The organism is Synechococcus sp. UW179B (assembly GCF_900474245.1).
In the GTDB taxonomy this organism is placed as follows: domain Bacteria; phylum Cyanobacteriota; class Cyanobacteriia; order PCC-6307; family Cyanobiaceae; genus Synechococcus_C.
In genome coordinates this window covers 1-23518 of record NZ_UCNZ01000002.1, presented here as the reverse complement: position 1 = coordinate 23518, position 23518 = coordinate 1, and the positions used below count along the sequence as shown (strand labels likewise).

At 53.9% G+C, this 23518-nt stretch carries 32 protein-coding genes; 18 read left to right on the top strand and 14 right to left on the bottom strand.

The genetic code is table 11. From position 1 onward, the window contains the following. Positions 1 to 39 precede the first annotated feature (39 nt). Both DXY38_RS01005 and DXY38_RS01000 read right to left on the bottom strand, forming a co-directional pair. Positions 40 to 1290, bottom strand: coding sequence for a glutathione S-transferase family protein (locus DXY38_RS01005; RefSeq protein ID WP_115070104.1), 1251 nt, complete (start codon positions 1288 to 1290; stop codon positions 40 to 42). 25 nt (positions 1291 to 1315) lie between these two features. Next, positions 1316 to 1552, bottom strand: a complete 237-nt coding sequence (locus DXY38_RS01000; RefSeq protein ID WP_115070103.1) for a DUF1830 domain-containing protein — start codon at positions 1550 to 1552, stop codon at positions 1316 to 1318. Positions 1553 to 1688: 136 nt separating this feature from the next. Between DXY38_RS01000 and DXY38_RS00995 the strand changes: the two genes are divergently transcribed. Further along, on the top strand, positions 1689 to 2162 hold the full coding sequence (locus tag DXY38_RS00995) for a hypothetical protein (protein WP_115070227.1): 474 nt from the start codon (positions 1689 to 1691) through the stop codon (positions 2160 to 2162). Here DXY38_RS00995 and DXY38_RS00990 read toward each other — a convergent pair. The 3 genes from DXY38_RS00990 to DXY38_RS00980 form a co-directional block, all read right to left on the bottom strand. Continuing rightward, positions 2152 to 2724, bottom strand: coding sequence for a pyridoxamine 5'-phosphate oxidase family protein (locus tag DXY38_RS00990; protein WP_115070102.1), 573 nt, complete (start codon positions 2722 to 2724; stop codon positions 2152 to 2154). The two genes, DXY38_RS00995 and DXY38_RS00990, sit on opposite strands and share 11 nt — an antisense overlap. A 1-nt stretch (position 2725) precedes the next feature. Beyond that, positions 2726 to 3421 (bottom strand): AhpC/TSA family protein, encoded by a 696-nt coding sequence (locus DXY38_RS00985; RefSeq protein ID WP_115070101.1) that lies wholly within the window; start codon positions 3419 to 3421, stop codon positions 2726 to 2728. A gap of 380 nt (positions 3422 to 3801) precedes the next feature. After that, positions 3802 to 3984 (bottom strand): hypothetical protein, encoded by a 183-nt coding sequence (locus tag DXY38_RS00980; RefSeq protein ID WP_244278955.1) that lies wholly within the window; start codon positions 3982 to 3984, stop codon positions 3802 to 3804. Positions 3985 to 4022: 38 nt separating this feature from the next. On the opposite strand from DXY38_RS00980, the gene DXY38_RS13435 reads away from it, so the two are divergent. Continuing rightward, positions 4023 to 4532 carry a hypothetical protein gene (locus tag DXY38_RS13435; RefSeq protein ID WP_170952811.1) on the top strand — a complete coding sequence of 170 codons (510 nt, stop codon included), beginning with the start codon at positions 4023 to 4025 and terminating at the stop codon, positions 4530 to 4532. Positions 4533 to 4581: 49 nt separating this feature from the next. On the opposite strand, the gene DXY38_RS00975 is transcribed toward DXY38_RS13435, so the two are convergent. Next, a complete protein-coding gene (locus DXY38_RS00975) occupies positions 4582 to 5583 on the bottom strand; it encodes an NAD(P)-dependent alcohol dehydrogenase (protein ID WP_115070100.1) in 1002 nt (333 codons plus the stop codon). Between the two features lie 179 nt (positions 5584 to 5762). On the opposite strand from DXY38_RS00975, the gene DXY38_RS00970 reads away from it, so the two are divergent. After that, positions 5763 to 6011 carry a DUF1651 domain-containing protein gene (locus DXY38_RS00970; RefSeq protein WP_006853181.1) on the top strand — a complete coding sequence of 83 codons (249 nt, stop codon included), beginning with the start codon at positions 5763 to 5765 and terminating at the stop codon, positions 6009 to 6011. Between the two features lie 52 nt (positions 6012 to 6063). Here the strand turns inward: DXY38_RS00970 and DXY38_RS00965 are convergent, their stop codons facing one another. Both DXY38_RS00965 and DXY38_RS00960 read right to left on the bottom strand, forming a co-directional pair. After that, the gene (locus DXY38_RS00965; RefSeq protein ID WP_038013815.1) at positions 6064 to 6336 is read right to left on the bottom strand and encodes a cupin domain-containing protein; all 273 of its coding nucleotides are present in this window, start codon (positions 6334 to 6336) and stop codon (positions 6064 to 6066) included. 19 nt (positions 6337 to 6355) lie between these two features. Next, the gene (locus DXY38_RS00960) at positions 6356 to 7678 is read right to left on the bottom strand and encodes a Rieske 2Fe-2S domain-containing protein (RefSeq protein ID WP_115070098.1); all 1323 of its coding nucleotides are present in this window, start codon (positions 7676 to 7678) and stop codon (positions 6356 to 6358) included. Between the two features lie 139 nt (positions 7679 to 7817). Here DXY38_RS00960 and DXY38_RS00955 point away from each other — a divergent pair, with 139 nt between their 5' ends. After that, positions 7818 to 8219, top strand: a complete 402-nt coding sequence (locus DXY38_RS00955) for a DUF1499 domain-containing protein (protein WP_115070097.1) — start codon at positions 7818 to 7820, stop codon at positions 8217 to 8219. Positions 8220 to 8460: 241 nt separating this feature from the next. Here the strand turns inward: DXY38_RS00955 and DXY38_RS00950 are convergent, their stop codons facing one another. After that, complete coding sequence (locus DXY38_RS00950) at positions 8461 to 9597, bottom strand: NAD(P)-binding protein (protein WP_115070096.1); 1137 nt, start codon at positions 9595 to 9597, stop codon at positions 8461 to 8463. Positions 9598 to 9740: 143 nt separating this feature from the next. Between DXY38_RS00950 and DXY38_RS00945 the strand changes: the two genes are divergently transcribed. Continuing rightward, positions 9741 to 10589 (top strand): bestrophin family ion channel, encoded by an 849-nt coding sequence (locus DXY38_RS00945; protein ID WP_244278954.1) that lies wholly within the window; start codon positions 9741 to 9743, stop codon positions 10587 to 10589. 127 nt (positions 10590 to 10716) lie between these two features. On the opposite strand, the gene DXY38_RS00940 is transcribed toward DXY38_RS00945, so the two are convergent. Beyond that, the gene (locus DXY38_RS00940; RefSeq protein WP_115070095.1) at positions 10717 to 11394 is read right to left on the bottom strand and encodes an SDR family oxidoreductase; all 678 of its coding nucleotides are present in this window, start codon (positions 11392 to 11394) and stop codon (positions 10717 to 10719) included. A gap of 105 nt (positions 11395 to 11499) precedes the next feature. On the opposite strand from DXY38_RS00940, the gene DXY38_RS00935 reads away from it, so the two are divergent. Then, positions 11500 to 11766 carry a hypothetical protein gene (locus tag DXY38_RS00935; protein WP_115070094.1) on the top strand — a complete coding sequence of 89 codons (267 nt, stop codon included), beginning with the start codon at positions 11500 to 11502 and terminating at the stop codon, positions 11764 to 11766. Between the two features lie 94 nt (positions 11767 to 11860). On the opposite strand, the gene DXY38_RS13915 is transcribed toward DXY38_RS00935, so the two are convergent. After that, positions 11861 to 12283: a DUF4278 domain-containing protein gene (locus DXY38_RS13915; RefSeq protein WP_244278953.1), complete on the bottom strand. Its 423-nt coding sequence runs from the start codon at positions 12281 to 12283 to the stop codon at positions 11861 to 11863. A gap of 284 nt (positions 12284 to 12567) precedes the next feature. Here DXY38_RS13915 and DXY38_RS00925 point away from each other — a divergent pair, with 284 nt between their 5' ends. From DXY38_RS00925 to DXY38_RS00915, 3 genes are all read left to right on the top strand, one after another. Further along, positions 12568 to 13146 carry a L,D-transpeptidase gene (locus DXY38_RS00925; protein ID WP_115070093.1) on the top strand — a complete coding sequence of 193 codons (579 nt, stop codon included), beginning with the start codon at positions 12568 to 12570 and terminating at the stop codon, positions 13144 to 13146. A 434-nt stretch (positions 13147 to 13580) separates the two neighbouring features. Next, positions 13581 to 13796 (top strand): TIGR02450 family Trp-rich protein, encoded by a 216-nt coding sequence (locus DXY38_RS00920; RefSeq protein ID WP_115070092.1) that lies wholly within the window; start codon positions 13581 to 13583, stop codon positions 13794 to 13796. Between the two features lie 109 nt (positions 13797 to 13905). Further along, positions 13906 to 14559 (top strand): class I SAM-dependent methyltransferase, encoded by a 654-nt coding sequence (locus DXY38_RS00915; RefSeq protein ID WP_115070091.1) that lies wholly within the window; start codon positions 13906 to 13908, stop codon positions 14557 to 14559. A 36-nt stretch (positions 14560 to 14595) separates the two neighbouring features. Here the strand turns inward: DXY38_RS00915 and DXY38_RS00910 are convergent, their stop codons facing one another. After that, entirely contained in the window at positions 14596 to 16128 is a 1533-nt protein-coding gene (locus DXY38_RS00910; RefSeq protein WP_115070090.1) for an NAD(P)/FAD-dependent oxidoreductase, read from the bottom strand. 181 nt (positions 16129 to 16309) lie between these two features. On the opposite strand from DXY38_RS00910, the gene DXY38_RS00905 reads away from it, so the two are divergent. Together DXY38_RS00905 and DXY38_RS00900 are read left to right on the top strand one after the other, a co-directional pair. After that, complete coding sequence (locus DXY38_RS00905; RefSeq protein ID WP_170952819.1) at positions 16310 to 16999, top strand: SIMPL domain-containing protein; 690 nt, start codon at positions 16310 to 16312, stop codon at positions 16997 to 16999. Next, positions 16996 to 17532: a rhomboid family intramembrane serine protease gene (locus tag DXY38_RS00900; RefSeq protein ID WP_115070088.1), complete on the top strand. Its 537-nt coding sequence runs from the start codon at positions 16996 to 16998 to the stop codon at positions 17530 to 17532. The genes DXY38_RS00905 and DXY38_RS00900 overlap by 4 nt, the downstream gene beginning before the upstream one ends. Here the strand turns inward: DXY38_RS00900 and DXY38_RS00895 are convergent. Further along, the gene (locus DXY38_RS00895) at positions 17517 to 17741 is read right to left on the bottom strand and encodes a hypothetical protein (RefSeq protein WP_006853199.1); all 225 of its coding nucleotides are present in this window, start codon (positions 17739 to 17741) and stop codon (positions 17517 to 17519) included. The two genes, DXY38_RS00900 and DXY38_RS00895, sit on opposite strands and share 16 nt — an antisense overlap. A gap of 169 nt (positions 17742 to 17910) precedes the next feature. Here DXY38_RS00895 and DXY38_RS00890 point away from each other — a divergent pair, with 169 nt between their 5' ends. Continuing rightward, the gene (locus tag DXY38_RS00890) at positions 17911 to 18129 is read left to right on the top strand and encodes a hypothetical protein (RefSeq protein ID WP_006853200.1); all 219 of its coding nucleotides are present in this window, start codon (positions 17911 to 17913) and stop codon (positions 18127 to 18129) included. A gap of 50 nt (positions 18130 to 18179) precedes the next feature. Here the strand turns inward: DXY38_RS00890 and DXY38_RS00885 are convergent, their stop codons facing one another. Then, positions 18180 to 18437 (bottom strand): hypothetical protein, encoded by a 258-nt coding sequence (locus DXY38_RS00885; RefSeq protein ID WP_244278952.1) that lies wholly within the window; start codon positions 18435 to 18437, stop codon positions 18180 to 18182. Between DXY38_RS00885 and nth the strand changes: the two genes are divergently transcribed. From nth to katG, 6 genes are all read left to right on the top strand, one after another. Next, positions 18437 to 19090 (top strand): endonuclease III, encoded by a 654-nt coding sequence (gene nth / locus DXY38_RS00880; protein WP_115070087.1) that lies wholly within the window; start codon positions 18437 to 18439, stop codon positions 19088 to 19090. The two genes, DXY38_RS00885 and nth, sit on opposite strands and share 1 nt — an antisense overlap. Positions 19091 to 19148: 58 nt before the next feature. Next, entirely contained in the window at positions 19149 to 19385 is a 237-nt protein-coding gene (locus DXY38_RS00875; RefSeq protein ID WP_006853203.1) for a high light inducible protein, read from the top strand. A 61-nt stretch (positions 19386 to 19446) separates the two neighbouring features. Further along, positions 19447 to 19716, top strand: a complete 270-nt coding sequence (locus tag DXY38_RS00870) for a hypothetical protein (protein WP_006853204.1) — start codon at positions 19447 to 19449, stop codon at positions 19714 to 19716. Between the two features lie 91 nt (positions 19717 to 19807). After that, complete coding sequence (locus DXY38_RS00865; protein ID WP_115070086.1) at positions 19808 to 20341, top strand: hypothetical protein; 534 nt, start codon at positions 19808 to 19810, stop codon at positions 20339 to 20341. After that, positions 20342 to 21163 (top strand): PfkB family carbohydrate kinase, encoded by an 822-nt coding sequence (locus DXY38_RS00860; protein WP_115070085.1) that lies wholly within the window; start codon positions 20342 to 20344, stop codon positions 21161 to 21163. Between the two features lie 88 nt (positions 21164 to 21251). Then, positions 21252 to 23444 carry a catalase/peroxidase HPI gene (gene katG, locus DXY38_RS00855; RefSeq protein WP_115070084.1) on the top strand — a complete coding sequence of 731 codons (2193 nt, stop codon included), beginning with the start codon at positions 21252 to 21254 and terminating at the stop codon, positions 23442 to 23444. Positions 23445 to 23518: the final 74 nt, after the last annotated feature.

Genomic DNA, 23518 nt, shown 5'->3' with positions numbered 1-23518 from the left:
AGCCTGCCGGATCGCGATCACCAAAGGCCAAGCAAGTCCTCAGGGATTCAAAAATGGCCTGGGGTCTTGATCGAAACGATGCTCAAAAGGTGGCGGGGCTGGCTGCGCCTCGCCATCCAGAGCGGCAGTTGCTTCAAGGGCCTTCCTTAACAAGCGAGCACTCTGCAAAGGCATATCTCTCGGCACCGAAATGCGGTCTCTCAAATAACGCAGCCCGATTGCAGTATCAGCATTTGGCTGGCAAAGCTTGCCAGAGATCAAATGGGTCAGTGCAGCCCGCAGGGGCTGATCAAAGGCAGCACCGAGGGGATTCCTTGCTATCAGCGCTGAACGATGGCGCAACACTCTCTCCAGTGCCCTGTCTGAAGCCCGCACATCGTCGTCGCCTATCTGAGCAGTCCAGCTGGTTTCGAGTGCAGCAAGACCAGCACCTTGATCCACCGCCAGCGCCATCGCTTGCTGTTCTGGACGTCCATTGCTCCAACAACCACCCATTTGTGGAGGTAAGTCGTGGGCATGGGTATGAACATCACTTTGGGTACCGCGATACGTCGCAAGCTGCTCCAGTGCGTTGAACCATCGATCGATTCCTGGATGCTCGTCACGTAAGGCAAAGCCCTTGAAGTAAGCCAAGGAGGCATTCATCCGCTCGACATAAGGAACGAACACCAGATCTGCCGTTCCTGGATGAGCTCCACCCGGATGATCAGGATCAAGCCAATGGCCACCGCCTTCTGCTAGAGCCGCCTCCATTTGACGGGCCACCGCCTGAAACTGTTCACGCGCTTGATCCTCCTGCCGATTGTTCAGCCTCGGTGTGCAGAGCCAAAGACACCAAGCGCGAAACAAAAGGCGTTCAAGCTCGCGCAACCGGCGCACACGTTTGTCGTGCATCCCTGCGCCCAAGGCGCCAAAGGCATGCTCCAACGCTTCCAGGATGCGATCACTTTCTGTAATGATTTGTCCATCCAGCTCAAGGGCCGGAAGCATGCCTGAAGGCACCTTGGCTGTAAACCAGGGCTCTTTTGGCCCGTAGCAGCGCATGGTGACCTTACGAATCCGATAGGGAACTCGACGAAACTCAAGCCATAGCCATACTTTCTGGCAATAGGGGCACCAAGCGTGATGATCACGAAACAACGTGACCCGCACATCTGACTCCGGCTGTCCAAACAAGCGCAATGTGGATTGGGCATTCGCAGGGCCTTCACATCGCTCCGCAGGGGCGGGAGCCAAAGCTTCCAACTGCTCCCAGTTCAGAGCGACAGCGTCAGCGAGCAGGTCGGCCATAGCCCATGTTCAGATTGCTTCATGATCAAGGATCAGCCAGCCTGCGGTGGCTGAGCAAGGCATACTCCCGAGCCTCGGCTGTGATGTGCAGCATTGGCTCGCCACCATTCAGCAACCAGATTTCAAGACGAGCCTCATCTGGGGCCTCAAAAAAGTAAACCTCAGACGGCATCAAAACTTTTTCACAAAAAAATTGACTCTCGCCGATACATTTGAGGATTACCATTTTTGATGAATCGTTCCGATAACAACACTCACCCATCGAAGAATTCCATCAGCTGATGCAGGAACATCCCCTGGAAATCCAATAAAAATTGTCTAGCTCAACACAAAAACAGATACATCTTTAGATTCTTTTTATTTCCAATGCGACGATTGTCTTGCCCCAGCTTGCTTTCATGAATTTCGCCATTCTCAGCGCGAGGGAGAGGGCTGTCCGCCTGAAAGGTACTGGCCTCGAAGGCGCTGATCTCCTGGGCTGCTGGCATCTGCAAACGGTTTGGGCCAAGGGAGCACAAACATCAAATCCATTCAGCAGCTGGATGCTGCGAAGCCTGGGTGCTCGCCTGGAGATCGAAACAGGTTTAAAGAACAACGGCAAAGAGTTGCGTCTCTCTAATGCCGTCAACTTGGGGCCTATTGAACTCAAATTTCAAGGTCCAGGATCGTTGATAGGGAAACGCCCGCTGCTGAGCTTTCATTTCAACTCGCTCACCCTGCGAATGGGTGCCCTTGTCTTGCTCAAAAAAACACTGCCCACTCCAGACCAAAGGCGCACGCCATTTTTCGCTCTGATCGAACGCAACCCTGAAGGGTGGATGGCAGCTCGTGGACGAGGTGGCGGACTCGCGCTCTGGACCCTTAAGGATTGAGCCTTTGTTCTTGCCATTCGGTGGCCGATGTCCACACGCGTCGCACGTGGGGGTGTGGCTTGAGATCGAGCTGCTCAACCTGATGCAACGCAATCCGCAGCAGGCGCAAATGCTCTGGCATCGCTGAGTCATCTGACACCTCCTGAGGCCATGGCCCTTGAACATCGAAAGGATCACCGGGAGGAGGCCAGGCCCAGACCGATCGCCCAGACGGTGAGAGCTGCCTCCAAGACTGATCCAGTACGACAGGATCCTCTCCGGGAGCGATCAGTCTTGCCGAACCACGAAGGCGAAACTGCTCGCGGGCCTTACGAAACAGCCAGCACAACTCCACCTCAGGCGTTCTTTGAATTTCGAGGGTCTTGTCGCTGCGGGCATCCGTGAGCAGATCCAGCGTCGCCGACGCACTCCAATCGCGAAAAACAAGTGTTCGCACCCGCGGGCAGCCATCCATGGCAAGAGTGGCAAGCTGCAACCAGCGACCACCCGGTGAGCGGCCTTCCCGCTTGCGCGCCGCAGACAATAGGGGTCTCCAGGGAGGAAGCGACTGAGCTGCTTCCATTTCAGTGCTCGCTTTTCAACCAAGGGTCAAGAAAAGCGAGCGGCTGGTTCATGGTTTCCGAGAAGCCCAAAATGCCCTGGTCTCGGTGGACATAAAGAACGGAATCATCCTCGTCCAACAGAAAGGTGCCGCCTCGCTGCGTGATGTGGGCGTTATTGGGTACGTAGGTACTCCACTTCGTCAGCACTTCGTTCATATTGCGAAGACGAACCGTGGCCAACTCGAACGGACGCTGGAATCCGCTTCCCCCAGCCAGGCGAAACAGGGAAGAATCATCAAAGCGGGCGGGTGCGCTGCGATCCCCTGTGTATCCCCTGAGAACTTCCGCAAGCGTGCCCGGTGAGCCAATCCCCGCACACATCAACAAAAGAGATGGCCAAGGGCCGCCAGCAGCCTGAAGCCCGGGTGAAAGACCAACACTGCGATGCAAGTCCGCATCGGAAACCACCCGAAGCTGAGACCTTGGAAATCCAGTGAAAACGCAGAAACGATCAGCACCTGCTTGATCACCGATTGCGATGGCCAAGGTCTTGATGCCTCCACGCTCCAAACGAGAGAGCGCAGGCACCAGGGCTTGGGCATATTCCATCGAGTCGAAATCACCAAGCTGAGTGAACAGCAGCACCAAACGCTTGGCGCCTGATTCCATACCAGGGATTTGCTGGAGATAGGCGAGTAAAGCTTCTGGTGCTTTCATGTTGGATTGAGCCTTAACAGAGCAGTTCGAAACTGAGGCTCTAGACCCTAATCAAAATCTAGGCTTGTCTTCAGATTTTAAAATTTCATGCGCGGGGCAAAGGAGAGAAATCCCTTAGCAAAATCCCTTCAATTCATGGTTGCAACATCAACAACAACCGAACAAAATCCGATTCCACACCAATCGATCCCAGGGCCATTCCAGGGGAATTCCAAGGAAATTAATTCCAGTGCAATCCAGTGGAAATCGACCAATCAGCGTCTGATCTCCCTAAATACATCCATCGAATAGTTCAAAGAGCTATTGCTTCTTTTCAGCTGAATTTTACTTTTTCCAATCCCTTCACCCGTGCCGCATCAGCACCCATCAAGGAAACGAAATTAGGTCTCATCACTGCGACCACCAAAATCAGAAATCATCGACCGGATGGCTTCTTCAATGTCTAATTCTTCTAATCTCCACTGCTTGGAGGAGGCGTTAGGGATGTCAATACGTTTGTAAATGTGACCATCAGTCACAAGGTACTGACTGGGATCAACCCTTTTTTTAGAGGTGACGATCAACGAGAGGTCTCCATCAACTTTTTTAATCTGATCGGACCATGCAGGAAGGCACAAGGGTTTGTCTTGGGGAGCACATCAAAAGACGCTGGCCTCTCCAGCCCACACACACGATCACAAGCCTTAGCGAGCAGCCATTGGGGACTGTGATTCGAGTGCCGCAGAGCGATAATGACCTCTTCATGAATCCAGCATTCGGCATGAAAACCCAACATCTGTGCTTTCCGCTGCTGTTGCTAGCGCTAGCAATACCCAGCTCTGTTCTTGCCAATTGCCAGATCTTTTCAACAAGCCTCAACAGGATCAATGCTGCAGAGAAAGAGTCCCTCAAAAAAGCCAGAAAACAGCATGTAAGAAAGAAATGCGGATCTCAAAGCCAATCCTGGATAGGAGGAGCGGCAGGATCCAGGCGATTTGAATATTTGAATTGCAAACTCAGTGCCCGTAATAGCGAAGAGTTCAAAAAAACATGGGCTGTCGAAGCGGCGACTTGGCAGGCCAAGCGAGAAAAACTAACAACTGAACGCCTCTCTTCCGGTTGTACTGAATGATTGATTTCGCCACATCTACCAGATAGCCAAGCGCTGGCTCACCCATCCCCTAGGCCACCTGATCAAGAACGAAGCGGTAGCGCACATCACCACGATGCAAGCGCTCAATTGCTTCATTGACTTGATCCAAGGGCAAATGCTCCACCTGGGGTTTGATGTCGTGCCTCACGCAGAACTCCATCATTTTCCGAAGACTCCCTGGTGAGGACGTGGGACTACCCGTGATCGACCGACGGAAGGAGATCAAATCGAAAGCACCCACTTGGATGGGCTGCAAGACGGCTCCAAGCTGATGCAAGCGGCCCCGTGGGGCGAGAGATCCCATCACGGCAGGCCAGTCGAGCGCTTGATTCGCGGTGTTAATGATGAGATCGAAGCGTCCAAGCAATGCGGGGAGCTCTTCCAAAAGCATCACATTGTGGGCCCCAAACCTCCTGGCCTCATCCGCCTTCGTGCCGTCGGTGGTGAGCGCGGTGACCTCACAGCCCCAGGCTCTAGCGAATTGCAGCGCCAGATGGCCGAGACCACCGATCCCAACAACCGCCACATGGGCCATCGGCGAGACCTGCTCATCCACAAGCGGTGCGAAAACTGTGATTCCAGCGCAAAACAACGGACCTGCCACCGCAGGATCCAACCCTTCGGGGAGAACCACGGTCCAATCCTGGTGGGCTTTGACGTGGCTGGCAAAGCCGCCCTGGCGACCAACAATCGTCGCCTCCAGCGACCCACAAAGATTGCTGGTTCCCTCCAAACATTGATGACAGCGAAAACAACTGCCACTGATCCAGCCCAAACCACGGATCTGCCCGATCACGGCTGAGTCCACGCCCGGTCCTACAGACACGACCCTGCCCACAACTTCATGGCCAGGAACGAGCGGGTACTGGCTGATGCCCCAGCTGTTGTCGATCATCGACAGGTCGCTGTGGCAAAGACCGCAGTGAAGGACCTCTAAAACCAGTTCGTCCGGACCGGGCTCCAGCAGAACTCGCTTGACCTTTTGGAGAGATGCCGTTGCACTCCCCGCTTCCCAGACCGAAATGTCCACGATTGATCCTGCAAGCCTGATTCAGCTGTAGCCAGCAAAAACCAGCAAGGCATTGACGCCCACACACAACTCCACTAGAACACCTGTACCAGCGATAGAATCTTGGCTCCGAGTTCGCCCTACGCCCCCTTCCAGGCTGAAGCGTGGATGCATGACTCTGTCATCAGCCCTCGAAAGACATGCCACGCCAGGCCTGGATCCAGGACCCAAACTCCACTGACACGAAACGCTTCCACCCCGACGAAAAAAGTGGGGGCCGTGATCCACACGTCTTCGTGGATTCAGGGCGACCTCTTTCAGGTGAACCTCCCCTTTTGAAGACACGTGTCCATTTGAGCCAGCAAACGGCTGATCAACTTTGGCGAGAACTCGTCCGGGTTGGCTGGAGACCTTGCGCCCCTCAGTGGAGTGCAGATTCAGACATCTGAGTGTCGTCCCACAACAAACAAAGCTGGCTTCGGAATCTCTCTTTCGAAGCGCCTAGCCAAATTGATAATGCTTGCGGACAGGTTGGTGAACCTCCCAAGTGCAGCTCAGCCCCCTTGGAAACACCACGAGGTCTCCTGCCCCAAAGCGGACGGGCTCGCCACCATCCGGCGTCACCGTCACATCCCCCTCTAACAACAAACAGGTTTCACGCTGGTCATAGGTCCAAGGAAATGTGCTGATGTCGCAGCCCCAAATCGGCCAATCACGTAACCCAAGCGCCACGATCGTGCTCTCAGGACAAGGCGATGTGACGCTGATCATCATGCAAATCCAGCAGACCCCTTCAGATTCGCTGATTTCGGGGCGGCTGACCATCCCCGATGCGCAATCCACGCTGCCAACGCGACGTTTGTCGGAGGAGAAGACCGCTGAGGGCCGCGAGACCTACACCCATCCAAAGCAGCCAACTCAACTGACCCGCTCCAATCAACACCGCAGACAACCACAGCGAACCCCATAGCCAAGGCCGTAGCGAGCGAATACGCCGCAAAGCAACCGAACAACTTGCACAGTGCTTGGTATGACTGTGATATCGGTCCATCAAGGCCTCCACATCCTGTCGTGGCGGAAGTGGTCGGCCTGCGAAGGGGCCGCCTCCTTGGCCGTTAACCCAGCGATGCAGCGACTTGACATACACATCGGCAGACGTTTTGAGGACGAAGGCTTTTTCAGCAGCAGCACTACCACCTGCTGTTTCAAGGACCCTTTCTTGCCAATGCAGAAACACCTGATCGTCTTCCAACACCTTGTGGTTGCCAATGTGCTGCAACCAGCGGGGCCGCAAGCCCACCAAGACTCGGGGAAGAGCAGCCTTGAACTGAAAGGGGAACCGAGCAAACAATCGACATTTTCCCCGGCTGATCGGGACGGCGTAAACCACCGTCAAGATGCGCGCGAAACCCTTCGCCGTGAGGTCATGCCACATCAGCTGGGGAGCTCGGAAGTGCGTGTTCTGTGAACCGAGCTTTCCCTTGCGAGGGCCTTCTTGCCAAAACGCTTCAAACCCTTGGGAGTCCTCGCGGGTGATCACCGCCTCAACGGGTGATGCATTCTCCCTTTTACCCACGGTGCGGTGATGGGTAAAAGGGACATGACTCACATCCAAGACGTTCTCAAGGAGGGTGAGCGCATCCATTGGCAGATCTCGGAAGGTGTCCTGCACAATCCAGCCATCCGCCCAGCCATCTCCCTGCTCCTGGAGCAAAGGCACCAAGGGAAGCGCTGCAGGGTCAGCGGCTGAAGGGGTCCCACTCCACACAAACAACAATCCCTGGCCTATGGCAGTGGGCAAGCTCCCACACGCCGTTCGCTGGGATTCCGAGCGAGCTCCTGCCCCTAATTGAGGGATGGCCCGACAGATGCCCTGCCCGTCAAAACTCCAACCGTGATAAGGGCATTCCAATTGACCGGAGCTATTAATCCGCCCCTCACTGAGAGGAACTAAACGATGAGGGCACACATCTTTAAAGGCCCTCCAGCTTTCACCCGGAGCATCCCACCACAACACCAAATCTTGCTCGAGAAGGGTGAATCGCTGGGGACGGGTTGGGTCAAGATCGCGCACATAGGCCACTGGCCACCACTGTTCACTCCAGCTGGGGTGCATGGACGCTTCACGACTGACGCCATGATCGTCGGATCAGGATCCATACCGTGAGGATTCACCCAGTACCGAGCAGATTGACTGTTAGGTGCGGGAGCATCGGCTTCTACACACCCTTGATCAACGCTGAGAAAGCTTTCCTATGGTCTTGACCATTTTTTCCGTTCTTCTGGCTCTATTTCATTTCGTTGGGCCAATGCCCACCGATCTCGGCATCCATCAAGGTCAACTCAGTCCCTGCGAATCACCCGCCCACTGCGCTCGAAGCGATTGGGAGCGTAACGATCCGATCGCAAGCCTGAACGAACTCGCCGACGTCATCCAACAAACCCCACGATCAGAAATCGTTGAACAGCGAACGAACTACCTGCATGCAACGGCCAGCAGTGAGATCTTCGGCTTCGTTGACGATCTGGAGCTGTATGCCGATACGGAGAGATCTCTTCTCCAGGCACGCTCCGTGTCAAGACTGGGAGAATCAGATCTTGGGGTCAACGAACAACGTCTTCGAAGCCTGGAGACTGCGTTGATGAAGCAACAGTGATTGAGATCGTGTGGCATTCAATGTCAAACGACCGAGTAGATCAGTGCAACTTAAACACATACAAGGCTCGTCATCATGCACGCTGGCATGGAGCTGAACAGGGCGATAATCCGAGCGCATGCGTGATCCTCTTTGCACTGTTTTGACGCATGAACGAACCGATCACCAGCTCTGGTGATCGGTTCTGAAACTGTTGTTATTAATTCCTCGGCGACTCACCCTCAGTCCCATCCGTCTTCACTCAGATCCATTGAGCAGCCAGATCAACCGCACTTTGAAGAGCCCCTTCAGCCATCCCAAAACCTGGGCCGGCGATCCAATCTCCACAAAAACCAACAGCGCTGGGTTGACACCATTGAAGGGACGGTGGCAGGGGAGCATCCAAGGGCTGAGACGCTCCCCAGCGCATGACCCCCAAAGAACGGGCCATCGGGAGTGCCTGAGCCAACTCGGGCCAGGGCAGCAAGAGCTCAGCGAGAGCCTTCCGTTGGCGTGATTCCTGCTCCAACAACAAACGTGGCTGACTGGCTGGCGTGATGGGAGATCCGTCGTCTAAACCGTGCACGACTAAGCCCAGCCGTCGGTCCTGCTGACGATGGAGAACAATCCGTTCAATCCCAAATTTTTCTTGAGCATCAGATGTCAACCAAATCTGCCTAGGAAGTTCTTCAGGGAAGCAAGGGAAGTCGAGCATTAAATTCCAACGCACCGATGCATGCATCTCACGAATTCGCTCCAGTGCAGCATCCAAGGTGAGATCCAGATTTAACGGAACAGCTGAGCGCAACGGGACATCGTGCCAACCCAACATCGCCAGGGAACGGGGATGGGCCAAAAGATTGCCCGTGACCACTAAAGAGCGCGCCCGCAGCTGACCTGAAAAACACCACCAACCGTTCTCTCTGCGCAGGCTGCTGATTCGTTCTCCGAACACCCCTCGCGTGTTCGCACCTGCGAGCTTCAGCAAAGCCTCTGGCACGGAGGCCATCGTTGGAACACCTCGAAAGCGTGGGCCCTGGAGAAGGGGATGATCCGGTGGATCAACAAGACAACCCGTCTCGTTCAACCCAACAACAAGCCCACAATCGGGCTGGACAATCCCCTGCTCCAGAAGGGGATTCCATAGGTCAGCAAGAGGCCCCTGCGGTGCTTGGCTAAAGCTGAAACAAGGGGCTCCATGGTCAAGCCGCCATTGCAAATCATCGCGTCGGCGCCGCGTCGCCGCGCGACCACCCGGACCCCGACCCGCCTCAAACAGCAGAATTGTGCCCTCAAAACCGCGTTGGCGAAGCGAGGCAGCAAACCCAGTGCCGGCAAGACCGGCTCCAATCACAGCAAGATCAACGTCTGATTGCTGAGAATCACCAAATAAGATCATGCGTGTGAAGCGCCAAAGGCCGCGGGATTATGTCAAAGCGATTCTTAGGGAACGCCATGTCAATTAAGTCTGGGCCCTACGGAGATCCACCGCGTACAGCCCGACGGGACTATCTCGTTGTTTTGCTGTTATTGCTGTGGCGTATGCGCTACGACCTGCTGTTATTAGCGGTTATTGGGGCTCTGATATTAAGTGACACAGTGCCTACAAATTGGCAACAAAGTGGCAGCGTCGTTTCAATTATGGGAATCACGGTTTCCATCTTTATAGGTTTTCGAAATACGCAGGCGATTGGCCGCTGGTGGGAAGCTCGGCAACTATGGGGCGCCATTGTTAACCACAGCCGCAATTGGTCAGACATCCTGACAAGCCTCCTACCAGAGGAACAATTGGTCAGTGCACACGGACGCAACTTAGTGCGTTATCAAGTGGCCATGGTTTGGCAACTGAATTTTCAGTTGAGAAACTTTTATCATCAAGATCTAAGGCGTTTCCAAGACTACCTCCTGGAAAATCTGGAGATGAAGCCAACTACAACATTAAGGCAATTAGGGCAGGCCAGGGCAATCGCTGTTCGCAACCTATATGAAAACAAAAGCATCAATGCTCGTGGCCGAGAACAATTAATGAATATCGCCAACGCCACAGTCGATGCAATCGGCGGGCTGGAAAGGATTAGAAACACCCCATTGCCCGCTAGTTACGACGTCTTTGTTCGCATGCTTAGCTGGGTCTTCGGTTTTCAACTGCTGCTGAATTTCAAGACAGATGGGGCATCTTTAGTTGGCAACATCACGGGGGTTGTGCTGTTCCTAGGCTTCTTAATGGCCGAACGGATTGGCGCCTACGTTGAAGGTCCATTTGATGGAGATGGAAGCACATTTGCACTCCCCCTCAATGCGATCTGCCTCACGATTAGCCGGGACTTACTGGGGAATGAAACCGATTCATGTCTCCACCATTTCTCCAAAGACCCTGTTCGCTGGACATAAAATAGTTACCGCTGAAAGCAAAGGCCTTTAAAAAAGATGGGTGGCGGCCCATCTTTTTAACTTGATTGCAACGACCAGAGATCAAACCCTGATAGTGGATTTATCGCACATCAGCAAGACCTGGTCTCTAGGAATCAATACTCAATAATGCATCGGGCAAACTAATCACTGGTCGAGACTCACTGCTTGTCACCTCAAGGATCCTTCCGATCGAAGCAGGAGTATTCAAGGCCTCTAAGCAACAACGAGCAACCAGACGCCTTGGGATGGAATCATTCTCCTGCTGATCGGGAACTGACCAATACACCCCTTCTTCCTCCAGGGTTTCCTCTCTTTCACTGAGACCTCCTGGCCTGATCACAGTCCAATCCAAGCCGCTGTTCTCCAGAGCCTGCTCCCCAATTCGTTTCCAAACAAGAATCAAACCGAACAGGTTGAGGGGGTGACGCCAACGCCCCGCACAAAGAGAACTCACGAGAATCACCCTGGTCACCCCAACTCTCAGACAGCTTTCCACCTGAGCACGCACACCCCATGCATCAACCCGCATCGGCCCTAACAAATCAATCGAAGGCCTCGCACCCGTTGCAATCACAAGGGCATCTACGCCCTTTAAGGCTGAGTCCAAAGCGATTGGATCTTGCAAGCTGAGCCGAACTTGATCAGCATTCATGAGGGTATCGGGAATCACCGAGGAAGATCGCACTAACAAACGCGGACGATCTCCATGCACTATCAACTCTTCAGCGATACGAAAGCCTGTTTTTCCAGAAGCTCCAGTAATCGCAATCGTTCGGTCACTCATCCAACTCTCCGGGCAGAACTCAAGAATGCATGAATCAACCGTAAACGAGAACTAAGATGAATGGTCATAAAAACAGCATCATTCGGGAGACAAACGGATCAACCAATGAAATCCCTAACAGCCATTGCCTTGCTGACAATCTCCAGCTTGCATCCACCGCAGAGCCAAGCGATGACAGAGTGTGAACTTCTCACTCGAATCATGAATAATTTGGGAGCAAAAATGAGCATCAATCGCTACGTCATCTCGAGCAAAGACGACAAAGATCTAATCGAACAAGCGAGCAAAGATCTCTCCGAACAAACTAAAAACTACAGAAACGCAAAGGAACAATATAAAAAAGCCAATTGCAAAAGCATCTGGGACAAATAATTATCCATTGAGATCAATCCATACAAAACCCCAACAACCATTGGTTGCTGGGGCGCGAGATTGAATTTACAATCTAAAATCGATAAAAACTAATTTATCTAGAGTAAGAAACTCCCCGATAGGTCAAAGTGGGATGCTCTTGCATCTCAGCCTTCACAAGCTCACGGCACGTGTTGTAGTGCTCATGGCGATAAGTCAGCTCAATGCATGCTTTGACGTCAGACGTCTTAGGCGTTGTGTAGGCCTGACCTCTGTAAAGAAGAGTAGTCATGATGTTCTCCGAGAAAACCCAGGTCCCCGTTCCTTGGCCTGGGTCGGTCTGCGCCTCGGAAAACCGAGGTGAACGATGCAATAGGTAGCGGTTGCTACTCCATAAACCTAGCCAACCGTCATCCCAGGCGTCGTTCGTGCCGATACAAAGACAAAAACAGCTTGAACCCATGGAGGCAAGGCAGCCAATCGCAAGGGCCGGACGAAAAGGTCTGTCGATCGAAAACACCACCTCGACCTGCTTCAAAACGCCTCGTCATCGCTCTTGCCCATGCCCCTCAGGATGGGCTAATCATCCATTCTGACTCGATAGAGTCCTTCAGATCAGCAACTGCCGGCTTCCTAATCGAGTGCTCAGGAGAAGACTTCTATCATGACGGGATGACATCCAGCGCAGCAAACATCCCCAAAAACCATTCCAGAGACTCTTGTCTGCCCACTAAGAAAGGGTAAGAAAGGGAAAAGGATTCAGCATCCAGCTTGAGGCGATGAATCAAGCCGTTCAATCCTTAAAAAGTACAAATACCCACCATGATTCGTCCTCTTCAAGCTCTAGCCATCACGGTCCCCCTGCTGATGCTGAGCTGTGAAGCTGGACAATCAGCCAAACAAATTCCAGTCGTAGAAACAATTGAATCCGTCGCATTCCAAACACCACCAACACAAGCTCCAGGCCAACAGGGCCCCTCTCCAGCTTTACTTCAAGTGAAACAAGGAGAAAGCTTTTCACTGAAGGCAAGGCGCATAGACCCAAAAGGATTCACGCCAAGTGGCTCTTGGACGCTTGAATTGTTTAAAGGAGAACAACTGCTCGCTGAATGGCCAGCCGTTAGCGGTTACAACAGCAAGCAATCAGCCGACCGTCTCTGGAGTCCAGGCAACGGAGCACCCCTACCGATTGGCACGTATGCACTGGGCCAACCAGAACCGTGGGGAACAGATCTTTGGCTTAACTTAGAGCCCCAATTCGAAACAGATCGAAGCGGCCTTGGAATTCACAATTGCAACCCAGGAAGTGGATGTCTCTGTCTTCCCAATCGCAAAGACCTTGAAACCCTTGCGGACTGGGTCCAAGCAACAGGAATCCGAAAACTCACAATTATCGACTAACAAAAGCAAAATACATATCCAGACGATTCATTCCCAAAAAGCTCAAAGGCCTGCATCAACTGGGCACTATTAAACACATTGCAGACCTATCGAAACCAACAACAAAGCCAAACGACTACTAAGACTGCAAGGATTCTTTTAAGGTGTAGGCCACGAAATCTGATCAAGAGGCAGTCTAAACATCCCCAATTGGTCCATTTGGGACTAATGAATAAAACAAGAAAGCATAATGAACCCCATGTCAAACGAACGATGTCGTTTCTTTCCAATCCTGCCAACTTCGCCTGGCGCCTCAATCGATTAAATTTTCTACGGCCTTGATCCACAATTCACAAAAAAATTGCAACCACTTTATTCAGCATAATGTGCACTAAACACACCTAAAATATTTTCACATCCGCCAACGAATCAACCCTCGAATTTGCTCCAAAAAGATGACCTGGAAACTAGCCAAAGCCTGGACAAGCGTGCTTCCTCAGGAAGGGTATCGACACTTTCGGGTGATTCTCCAGGGAGGAAAAGGTCAGGACCGCTGGGTTGAACTCGAAGCTGTCCTCGACGCAAGCATTCGACGACGCATCGCCTGGACGGAGCTAAAAAATCAGGATATCTGGACGAGCGGTTGGAGACAACTTCCACCGACGGAATAAGTGATCAAGACGATCCCTCTCCCCGCTTGCTGGTTGCCAGTGCGCTTCACATATTCGTATCGATGAACGGCACTCGCAACGACGCCATTCCTTTCGCCACAATGAGTTAATGGCAACTCAAGTCTTAACAGAAGACCAGCGTTTCAAGCTCGACCGCGAGCCAGATCGGGTCTTTTATTCTGAACCACGCTTCGTCCAGCACCTTGACGAAGGCTTCAGAGCACGCCTCACCAGTTTTTATCGAGAACACATTCCGTCTGGGGCAGTTGTTCTTGATCTGGGTTCATCATGGGTGAGTCACTTGCCAGAGGACATTCATTACGAGCGCGTGATTGGCCACGGTATGAATGAGGCGGAACTCGTCGCCAACCCAAGGCTCGACAGCCACTACGTCCAAGACATGAACTTGGACCCAACCATCCCGTTAAAGGATGGATCAGTTGATGCCTGCCTAGCTGTGGCTGCTTGGCAGTACTGGACGCAACCAGAAAATGTTGCTGCGGAAATGCTTCGCGTTACCAGGCCCAATGGCACAGCCATCGTTGCGTTCTCGAATCGGATGTTTTTCACGAAGGCGCCACAGGTTTGGACCGACAACGACGACATGCAGCACCTTGACTATGTCGGAACGGTGCTCCAAGCCAATGGCTGGACCGACATCCGTGTTTTTGCTGAGGAAACCAAAGCCCGTGGCTTGATGGGACTGGTAGGAGGAAAAGGTGATCCCTTTTTTGCCGTTGTCGCGCGCAAAAGCATCGACTAACCACCTCTCTTCAGCAAAATCAAAGAACGGAAGCGCCTACAGCTCGAGGGATCGAAGCAATTCCTTCTGAGCCTTGCGTCCCGTAATGGCGTGGGCCGCCATCGCACCACTTGCAGCCACAGGTGGAATCCCAATTCCTGGGAAACAACTGGCACCACACTGAAACAGACCCTGCAGGGGAGTGGTCACCCCGGGGAACAGACCCTTCGCCGCTGACAACGCAGGTCCATAACTGCCTTGATGTGTGGATAAGTAATGACGGTGGGTAAGGGGTGTCCCCTCCATCACCACTTGGCAACGACTGCGCAGATCGGGAATACGTTGTTCCAACACATCCCAAAACACCTGACAGCGTTGTCCACGTTTCTCCTGATAGGCAGCTGTTCCTCTCTGCAAACCAGCCCACTCTGACCAGGGTTCATTGGCCGGGGTATAGGCATGCAGCACGTGATGTCCCTCCGGCGCCATCGATGGATCAAGCACCGATGGAATCGACACCACCACAGCATTGCGCTCAGCATTAATTCCCCGTTCCCAGTCACCAACCCAAACGGTATGGATCGGCAGATCCTCCAGACCGCTCGCATCAAATCCCAAGTGCAGGTGCAGAAAAGAGTGACAACCAGGAGTCGAAAGACGTTCCTGCCCCCAAGCCTTTGCAGCCATCTCGGGTAACAGAGCCGCCGTCCCCCAAGCATCCGCATTGCTCACCACAACATCAGCGTGAAGCGTCTCGCCATTGCTGAGCTCCACGCCAATGACACGATCACCATCGAGTAGCAGCTGGCGCACGTTGGCTCCGAGCCGCAAACTGCCGCCGTGAGACTCCAAGCCACGCACGAGTGCATCAACCACAGCCGCACTCCCTCCCCGCGGAAAGTCGAGGCACGAATCTGGGTCAAACCACTCACCAAACAGAGTGGCCATCGCTGCTGCATTGGTATCAGCCATCGGCATGCCACTGATCAAAAAACAGAGCAAATCCACCCAGTGACGCAGAAATGGATCCTGTAGATGACGGTCCACGAGAGGTCCAAAAGCACCACTGAGATGGCGGATGGCTGGCAAATGCTGAACCAGTCGCCCACTACGCCTCAAAAGAGGACCAATCCCATCCACAGATGCGGGTAACGCCAGCAATGGCAGGGCATCTGCAGCAGCTGCAATCGGCTGCAAGACGGCGGTGAAGCGCTGCCACTCAGCCACAGCCTCCGGTCCGCGCAGTCTCTCCACCACGCGTTCAAACCCATCCCCTCCAACCCCAACGCGGAGATGTCCTTCCGGGAACAAAACATCCCAGTCCTTGTAACTCACAACATCCAAGGGCTGATCCAAAGCACGCAGGATCTGAGCGAGGGGGTTGCTGCTTGGCCAACGTGACAAGCCACTCCAGAGGGAGGGACCAGATTCGAAGTGATAACCCTGACGTTCAAAACCATGGGCGGCGCCGCCCGGCTGAGTATGGGCCTCGAGAACCAGAACCTCCTTTCCAGCACGGGCGGTAAGACCAGCACAGCACAAGCCACCGATCCCGCTGCCAATCACGATCACCTCAGCACTTTTTGGCATCCATCACCTATCAGGGATCTCAGCTCGGGTCATAGCCAGTCACAGCTGTGATTGCGAAAAACACGTCCCAATCCAAAAATCGGTTGAAATGGTTGAAAGCCCAACGTCCGTGCCAGAACCATCCCCCCCAGGCCAGCAGCAGCTTTCGCTGTGGCGTCGAACGCCTCCGCTGGTGTTGCCGATGTTGGTGCTGAGCTGCGGGCTTGTTGTGGCTGGAGCTGTTGCCGTTAAAGGGATTCGAACCGCAACAGACACCGTGACGGTGACCGGTGCCAGCACCGAACGGCTGCGCAGTGACTACGCGGATTGGACCGTAACGGTGAGTGGTGGCGGTCTTAGCCAACAGCAGGCCTATCAAAATCTTCAACCTGATTTGAAGCGCACGCTTTCCTTCCTTCGCGATGCGGGCATTCCAGAAAGCAGCACCCAACTCACTGTTTTAAGAATGGATCGCAACGACATTCGCAACCGTGTGACAGGCGTGCTCACCAACACAGAGTGGACGGCACGTCAGTCCATTCACGTTGGCAGCTCAGATGTGGCCTTAATCCGAAAGGCATCCAACAACATCAGCAACTTGATTGGCGATGGTGTCTCGTTGGCGATTCAACCACCGGCTTACACCTACACAAAACTGGCTGAAAAACGCGTCGATATGTTGGCCAAAGCCACCGCCGATGCTCGAGAACGCGCGATTGCGATCGCAGGTGAGGCTGGCTCCGGCATTGGAGCCATCACCAATGCCGACACAGGAACCTTCCAAATCACCGTTCCGAACTCCACCAAAATGGGGAGCTATGGCTCCTATGACACGAGCACGATCGACAAAGACATCACGGCGGTGATGGGAGTGACATTCAGAGTGCAGTGATTGCTCTTCCCTTGATCCTGTTAGGCCTGTCCTGGCTACAGGAAGGCATCGACCAACTCCTGCTGGGTGGACGCTGGAATTTGGCGATGGGGCCTGGCACGCCTTGGTGGACCCTGCTCACCGCTCCCTTCAGCCATGGAGATCTTGGCCACCTGATTGGCAACAGCATCGTTTTTTTGCCTCTCAGCTATCTGGTGCTGTTGAAAAGCCTGCGCGGTTACGTGGCGGTTTGGATTGCTGTGATTCTTCTCGAAATTCCGCTCTGGATGTTTTGGCCGGTTGGCAGCCACGGATTATCTGGAGTCGTCTACGGACTTCTTGGCTACCTCGTTCTCATCGGATTTCTCGAACGACGACCGCTGGCCATTGCATTAACCGTTATTGCCGTTGCTTTTTACGGAAGCGCCCTCCCTGGATTGCTGCCCTGGGCCTCACCCGCGGGAGTGAGCTGGATTGGCCACGCGAGTGGATTCATTGCTGGCCTTTTGGCAGCAGGCGCTGTTTCGCGCGAGCCCCATCAGCCGTCAGCCTGATCCTCAGCTGATTTGAGAAAGCGTCCAGACAGACGAACTGCCAAAACAGAACAAGCGGCGCCGTAGCCAATAAATGTGGCCACTTGACCGAAAGACCCCATCTCGTAGACCTCTCCGCTTAACAACACCCAATCCACGAGTGATGAGGCGACACCCCACACAACAACCCAAACCGAAACGTAGAGAATCCCCCTCACGGCGGTGTTCACGGCAGCTCCTTATGAAAATGCTTGTTCAATTCGACGCTAGGCCAACCGTTCATTCAATTCATTCAGCCAAGGAGTTTCTTTCAAAGCTTCTTGAAGCAACCTGACATTGAGCCTGCACCTCGCTAAGACCTTGGGGTGATCACTTTGATAGAAGCAGCAAGGTCCTCCTATGTCTGAAGGCAATCAGCAGCAACCTGTTGTGATCAAGCAAGGAGGCGGCGGCACGGGCATTGGCTTGGTTTTAGCGGCCTTAATTCTTGGAGGTGCGCTTGTGTATGCCGTCACCATTTGGTCAAACACACAGAAAAGAATGATCGAAGCTCCCAAAGAAGCGATTCAGAAGGGAGTGGACACCCTTAAAAAAGCGATTCAACCGGTTGCCGACTAGCCAATCCCTCTTGTCTTGAGCAGGCAGCATGGAGGCCACGATCCCAGCCTTCAGGCTCCCTCGAGCGTTTGCTGCCGACTGTGATGGCGGTAGAGATCGGAATCTCCATCAGCTTCGGACTCAGCGATCGCTTGGCTCACGCGGGGCTCAACCGCTGCGATGCGCTGAGTGGGGATCACGGCGTTTTCTTCTCGAGCGATCGCACGCTGATAGGCCGACGTGACGTCTGATGAACCGTCGTGACGAACCGATGTCATGGCCGCAAAAGCAGTGCGGCCATGATGGCAGTCCTCCAACTCGATGACCATTGCTCAGAAAAGAGCGTGCTTCCCATCTGCTCTGCCGCCTGGATGAGCACTATCCAAATCCACCCATTCCTCTTGATCACAGCGACCCTTTCAGCCTGTTGATCGCTGTGCTCCTGAGTGCACAGTGCACTGACAAAAAGGTCAATGAAGTGACTCCAGCCCTGTTTGCTGCTGGACCCACCCCCACTGCCATGGCGGCTTTAACCGAAGAAGAGATTTATGGACACATCCGCCAGCTCGGGCTCGCCAAAACGAAGGCCCGCAACGTGCACAAACTCGCTCAGCTCTTGATCACCGTGCACGGGGGGACCGTGCCCAGCAGTTTTGAGGAACTGGAGGCCCTACCGGGAGTCGGCCACAAAACCGCCAGCGTGGTGATGGCCCAAGCCTTCGGAGTACCGGCTTTCCCTGTGGATACTCACATTCATCGCTTGGCGCAGCGCTGGGGACTCAGCAGTGGAGAGAGCGTGGAGCGCACCGAAAAAGATTTGAAATCCCTCTTCCCCCCTGAACACTGGAACAAGCTTCACCTGCAAATCATTTTTTATGGGCGAGAACACTGCACGGCGCGTGGATGCGATGGCACTGTTTGCCCGATGTGCCGCGAGCTCTATCCGAAGCGACGAAAGCCGGTGATTTGGAAAAGGCCATAGCCCTTACGCAGACCTACGTCAAACCTCTGTTACAGTTCGTTTCAATTGACGCATCACCATGGATCGCACCCCTGCAAACGACACCTGGTTCCAAGGAAAAGCAGCTCGTTCCATTCACGAAGATCAACTCAAGAAGGTTGAGCTCTTCAATGGTCGCGCCGCCATGATCGGTTTCGTCATCGGAGTGATCACGGAAGGACTTACAGGTCAGGGAATCCTCCATCAGATCGGCCTCGGCCCTCTCGTGGATGGCTACGCGACTTGTAGCGCTCAAATGCTTCCCTTCTGTTTCTGATCAAATCGGCCAATGTCTGTCAGCCCCTGGCCCTAAGATCCAGAGCTGACAGTTCAGGCCAATGGCTCGGAAGCGGCGCAAACTCAGCAAAGACATGGAAGCCGAAATCAAAGCGGCCCATAAGAAAGTCGAGTTTATTTCCGCCCTCATTCGAGACATTCGCGAAGAAGACATCCAAAACGAATACGCGGAAGCTTTTGTGCAAGTACATGCCGCATGCACCCATCTCGCCCAGCTGTACGACGCCGAAGGCATCACAGAAGAAAGTGAAGGAACTCTCGTTCTCTACAAAGGTCTTCTCAATCAATTTGAAGAAGATTACGAGCTGTAGAACCTCGAGGACATTTTCAAAATCTGGACCTCAAGCACTAATTTTTTTTTAAAAACCCGGTACAACCAGATGGGTTTTTAGATTGATTGGCATGCCAGACAACAACGATCCGCGCTGGTTCACGCTAGCGATGGCGAGCCGATGGCCCCTCGCTGTTGTGATTGCGGCATGGTCCGTCGCTCTTGCTGCGACTCAGATTCTCCGGCAACCCATCCCCATCGGACTGCCCCTAGGACAGCCGTTTCCAGTCCGCCTGGTCGGTGGAGTCACGGTTGACGAGCTCAAAGCACCTGTAAGCGTGAAAAGTGAAGGTTCGATCGCCATTGAAGCTTCGAAAAATCTTCCTATTGAGGCTCCTGAAGCCCTTCCCGTTCAAGGCCAAGTTGCCGTCACCAAACCCGTCCTGATTGACTCAAATCGATCACTTGAGGTGCAAGGACAAGTGTCTGTTGACGAAGTCACCGCCCCGGTCAAAGTGCAAGGTGTAGATGAAGGCCCTGTCCTCGTAGGGACATCCGATGAAGATCAATTGACCATCGGTGGAGCGGTAGACGTCACCCAGGTGGGCGGTCGAATCAATGTGCGCCTCCGAGATGCAGCCAAATCAGTCCTGCCGATTCCCTAAATGAGATCACTGCCAGCTGATCTCAAGCTTGCTGTTGTTGGGCACCTCGAATGGGTCACCTTTCTTGCCGTCAATGAGCTCCCTTCGCCTGGACAGATCAGTCGTGCCCATCGCTCTCTCGAGGAGCCAGCGGGTGCTGGCGCTGTCGTCGCTGTTCAATTGGCCAGGCTAACGGGCCAAAAAGTGGCCTTCTTTACAGCCCTTGGCAAGGATGAAATCGGCGAGCGAAGCGAAGCACGCCTGCGCGAGTTGGGTGTCACCCCAATCATTGCCTGGCGTGACCAACCCACCCGCCGAGGCATCAGCTTGGTCGATCGCAGCAGCGATCGGGCGATCACGGTGATTGGAGAGCGGCTGACGCCGATCGCTGCTGATCCACTGCCGTGGGAGCATCTCGCCGATTGCGCTGGCGTGTTCGTTTCTGCAACCGATCCGCAGGGGCTGAAGCTGGCACGAACCGCCAAGGTTTTAACGGCAACCCCTCGCCTTCGCTTGCCGGTTCTTCAAGAGGCGGGAGTCAGTCTCGATGCCTTGATCGGCAGCCATCTGGATCCAGGCGAGTGCATCGAAGAGGGTGCCCTTGCCCCAGCGCCATGCTTGCGGATCGCCACGGAGGGAGAGAGGGGGGGGCTCCTTTTCCCAGGAGGACGATTTGAAGCCGAACCTCTGCCTGGCCCCCTTTCGGAAACCTACGGATGCGGCGATAGCTTTGCGGCTGGAGTCACCGCAGGACTCGCCGCAGGATGGTCAACGACTGACGCCGTCAAGCTTGGGGCCCAGTGCGGGGCGACCTGCGCAACACACTTCGGGCCTTACTCCTGAGCCCAAAACGCTGCGTCAGAGCGGTGTGGGCGAAGCTCCTGTTTATGCATAATCTCAAGAAAACAGGAACTCAGCGAAGAAAATCACCATGTCTGATCTCAAGTGCCCCTTTAGCGGCCATACAGGAGCTACAACTCCAGCTGGAAACACAAGTAATCAGGATTGGTGGCCCGATCAAATTGATCTCGGGATCTTGCATCAACACCACCCAGCGTCAAATCCGCTTGGCGATACTTTCGACTACAGACAGGAATTTTCAGAACTCAACTTTGATGGTTTAAAAGCTGACTTACGCCAGCTGATGACTGACTCGCAAGAGTGGTGGCCAGCCGACTGGGGGCATTACGGCGCTTTGTTCATCCGTATGGCGTGGCACAGCGCTGGCACTTACCGCATTGGTGATGGCCGTGGCGGGGCCGGTCATGGCAATCAACGCTTTGCTCCCCTCAACAGCTGGCCTGACAACACCAACCTTGACAAAGCCCGTCGCTTGCTTTGGCCGATCAAACGCAAGCACGGCAACCAAATCTCATGGGCCGACCTCATCATTCTCACGGGGAACATCGCCCTGGAGAGCATGGGGTTCCGTACCTTTGGGTTTGCAGGAGGACGTACAGATATTTGGCAACCAGAAGAAGATATTTTCTGGGGTAAAGAAACCCAGTGGCTCACGGATAAACGTCACGACGACTCCGGAGCACTCGACCAGCCACTTGCAGCGGTGGAAATGGGTCTGATCTATGTGAATCCCGAAGGGCCTCATGGCAATCCAGATCCCGTTGCATCAGGCAGAGAGGTGCGGGACACCTTTTCACGCATGGGAATGACACCCGAAGAAACCGTAGCGCTTGTTGCCGGTGGACATACCTTCGGGAAATGCCACGGAGCATCCTCTGCAGATCAACTTGGTGCCGAACCTGAAGCTGCCGATCTCAACGCACAAGGACTTGGTTGGAGTAATCCATTCGAAAGCGGTAAAGGAGAACACACGATCACAACAGGCATCGAAGGCGCTTGGAAACCCAACCCCACGCGATGGGATCAGGGCTACTTCGAAATGATGTTTGGCTACGAATGGGAACTCACTAAAAGCCCTGGAGGCGCTTGGCAATGGGGGCCAAAAGACGTGAAACCAGAACACATGATTCCAGATGCACACGTGCCCGGGAAATTTTCCGCTCCGATCATGACCACAGCTGATCTCTCATTGCGGCACGACCCGATCATGGAGCCGATTGCTCGGCGCTTTCACCACGATCAAGCAGCTTTTGCTGAAGCGTTCTCTCGAGCCTGGTTCAAACTCACCCATCGAGATCTAGGTCCTCGCTCCTTGTATCTAGGACCGGACGTGCCAAACGAGGTGCTGATTTGGCAAGACCCAATCCCAGCAGTGAGTCACCCACTCATCGACGCAACTGATATCGCTTCACTTAAGCAACAAATCCTTAAGTCGCAGCTCAGCATTCAAGACTTGGTCACCACGGCGTGGGGTTCAGCCTCTAGCTTCCGTAGGTCAGATCGACGGGGCGGCGCGAATGGTGGTCGAATCCGGCTTTCGCCACAAAAAAGCTGGGAGGTCAACGACCCAGAAACACTCAATCGGGTGATCACAAAACTTGAGAGCATTCAGGAGTCCTTCAATCGCTTGTCTCTTACAGGCAAGCAAGTATCCATCGCCGATCTGATCGTGCTTGCGGGGGGCACAGCAATCGAGAAAGCAGCTGCCTTGGGCGGTCATCCGGTCACCGTTCCATTTCACCCAGGCCGAAGCGATGCTGGGCCAGAGCAAACCGACAACGCATCGTTTAATGCCCTGAAACCTCTTGCTGACGGCTTCAGAAATTGGAAACGGGCCGACTTACCAATGCGCGATGAGGAGCTGCTGGTAGACAAAGCCCAACTTCTCTCACTCAGCGCCCCAGAGATGACCGTGCTGGTGGCAGGCCTGCGCGTGCTTGGCGCCAACACAGCCGGCAACCAGCAAGGTGTCTTCACAGACAGACCTGGAGTTTTGAGCACAGATTTCTTCACCAATCTGCTCGACATGAGTACGGTTTGGACGCCAACCAATCACCAACAAGACAGCTACATCGGTTGTGATCGCAGCACTGGTGAGCAACGCTGGACGGCAAGCCGTGTTGATTTGGTGTTTGGATCGCACAGTCAACTGCGCGCCATTGCAGAGGTTTACGCCCAAAACGATGGTGAGAAGCGATTTATTGGAGATTTTGTAGCCGCTTGGGTGAAAGTTATGGAGCTCGATCGCTTTGATTTGCGCTGAGCTCATTCCTTAAAAAACCAGGCACAAAAAAGCCCCCTCGTGAGAGGGGGCTTTCTAGTTCAGTTGATCTGAAC

Coding starts and splice junctions, on each gene's coding strand:
- DXY38_RS01005 (WP_115070104.1), bottom strand. CDS start 1,290: ATGGCCGACCTGCTCGCTGACGCTGTCGCTCTGAACTGGGAGCAGTTG.
- DXY38_RS01000 (WP_115070103.1), bottom strand. CDS start 1,552: ATGGGTGAGTGTTGTTATCGGAACGATTCATCAAAAATGGTAATCCTC.
- DXY38_RS00995 (WP_115070227.1), top strand. CDS start 1,689: ATGAATTTCGCCATTCTCAGCGCGAGGGAGAGGGCTGTCCGCCTGAAA.
- DXY38_RS00990 (WP_115070102.1), bottom strand. CDS start 2,724: ATGGAAGCAGCTCAGTCGCTTCCTCCCTGGAGACCCCTATTGTCTGCG.
- DXY38_RS00985 (WP_115070101.1), bottom strand. CDS start 3,421: ATGAAAGCACCAGAAGCTTTACTCGCCTATCTCCAGCAAATCCCTGGT.
- DXY38_RS13435 (WP_170952811.1), top strand. CDS start 4,023: ATGCAGGAAGGCACAAGGGTTTGTCTTGGGGAGCACATCAAAAGACGC.
- DXY38_RS00970 (WP_006853181.1), top strand. CDS start 5,763: ATGCCACGCCAGGCCTGGATCCAGGACCCAAACTCCACTGACACGAAA.
- DXY38_RS00965 (WP_038013815.1), bottom strand. CDS start 6,336: ATGATGATCAGCGTCACATCGCCTTGTCCTGAGAGCACGATCGTGGCG.
- DXY38_RS00960 (WP_115070098.1), bottom strand. CDS start 7,678: ATGCACCCCAGCTGGAGTGAACAGTGGTGGCCAGTGGCCTATGTGCGC.
- DXY38_RS00955 (WP_115070097.1), top strand. CDS start 7,818: ATGGTCTTGACCATTTTTTCCGTTCTTCTGGCTCTATTTCATTTCGTT.
- DXY38_RS00950 (WP_115070096.1), bottom strand. CDS start 9,597: ATGATCTTATTTGGTGATTCTCAGCAATCAGACGTTGATCTTGCTGTG.
- DXY38_RS00945 (WP_244278954.1), top strand. CDS start 9,741: ATGCGCTACGACCTGCTGTTATTAGCGGTTATTGGGGCTCTGATATTA.
- DXY38_RS00940 (WP_115070095.1), bottom strand. CDS start 11,394: ATGAGTGACCGAACGATTGCGATTACTGGAGCTTCTGGAAAAACAGGC.
- DXY38_RS00935 (WP_115070094.1), top strand. CDS start 11,500: ATGAAATCCCTAACAGCCATTGCCTTGCTGACAATCTCCAGCTTGCAT.
- DXY38_RS00925 (WP_115070093.1), top strand. CDS start 12,568: ATGATTCGTCCTCTTCAAGCTCTAGCCATCACGGTCCCCCTGCTGATG.
- DXY38_RS00920 (WP_115070092.1), top strand. CDS start 13,581: ATGACCTGGAAACTAGCCAAAGCCTGGACAAGCGTGCTTCCTCAGGAA.
- DXY38_RS00915 (WP_115070091.1), top strand. CDS start 13,906: ATGGCAACTCAAGTCTTAACAGAAGACCAGCGTTTCAAGCTCGACCGC.
- DXY38_RS00910 (WP_115070090.1), bottom strand. CDS start 16,128: ATGCCAAAAAGTGCTGAGGTGATCGTGATTGGCAGCGGGATCGGTGGC.
- DXY38_RS00905 (WP_170952819.1), top strand. CDS start 16,310: ATGTTGGTGCTGAGCTGCGGGCTTGTTGTGGCTGGAGCTGTTGCCGTT.
- DXY38_RS00890 (WP_006853200.1), top strand. CDS start 17,911: ATGTCTGAAGGCAATCAGCAGCAACCTGTTGTGATCAAGCAAGGAGGC.
- DXY38_RS00885 (WP_244278952.1), bottom strand. CDS start 18,437: ATGGTCATCGAGTTGGAGGACTGCCATCATGGCCGCACTGCTTTTGCG.
- DXY38_RS00875 (WP_006853203.1), top strand. CDS start 19,149: ATGGATCGCACCCCTGCAAACGACACCTGGTTCCAAGGAAAAGCAGCT.
- DXY38_RS00870 (WP_006853204.1), top strand. CDS start 19,447: ATGGCTCGGAAGCGGCGCAAACTCAGCAAAGACATGGAAGCCGAAATC.
- DXY38_RS00865 (WP_115070086.1), top strand. CDS start 19,808: ATGCCAGACAACAACGATCCGCGCTGGTTCACGCTAGCGATGGCGAGC.
- DXY38_RS00860 (WP_115070085.1), top strand. CDS start 20,342: ATGAGATCACTGCCAGCTGATCTCAAGCTTGCTGTTGTTGGGCACCTC.
- katG (WP_115070084.1), top strand. CDS start 21,252: ATGTCTGATCTCAAGTGCCCCTTTAGCGGCCATACAGGAGCTACAACT.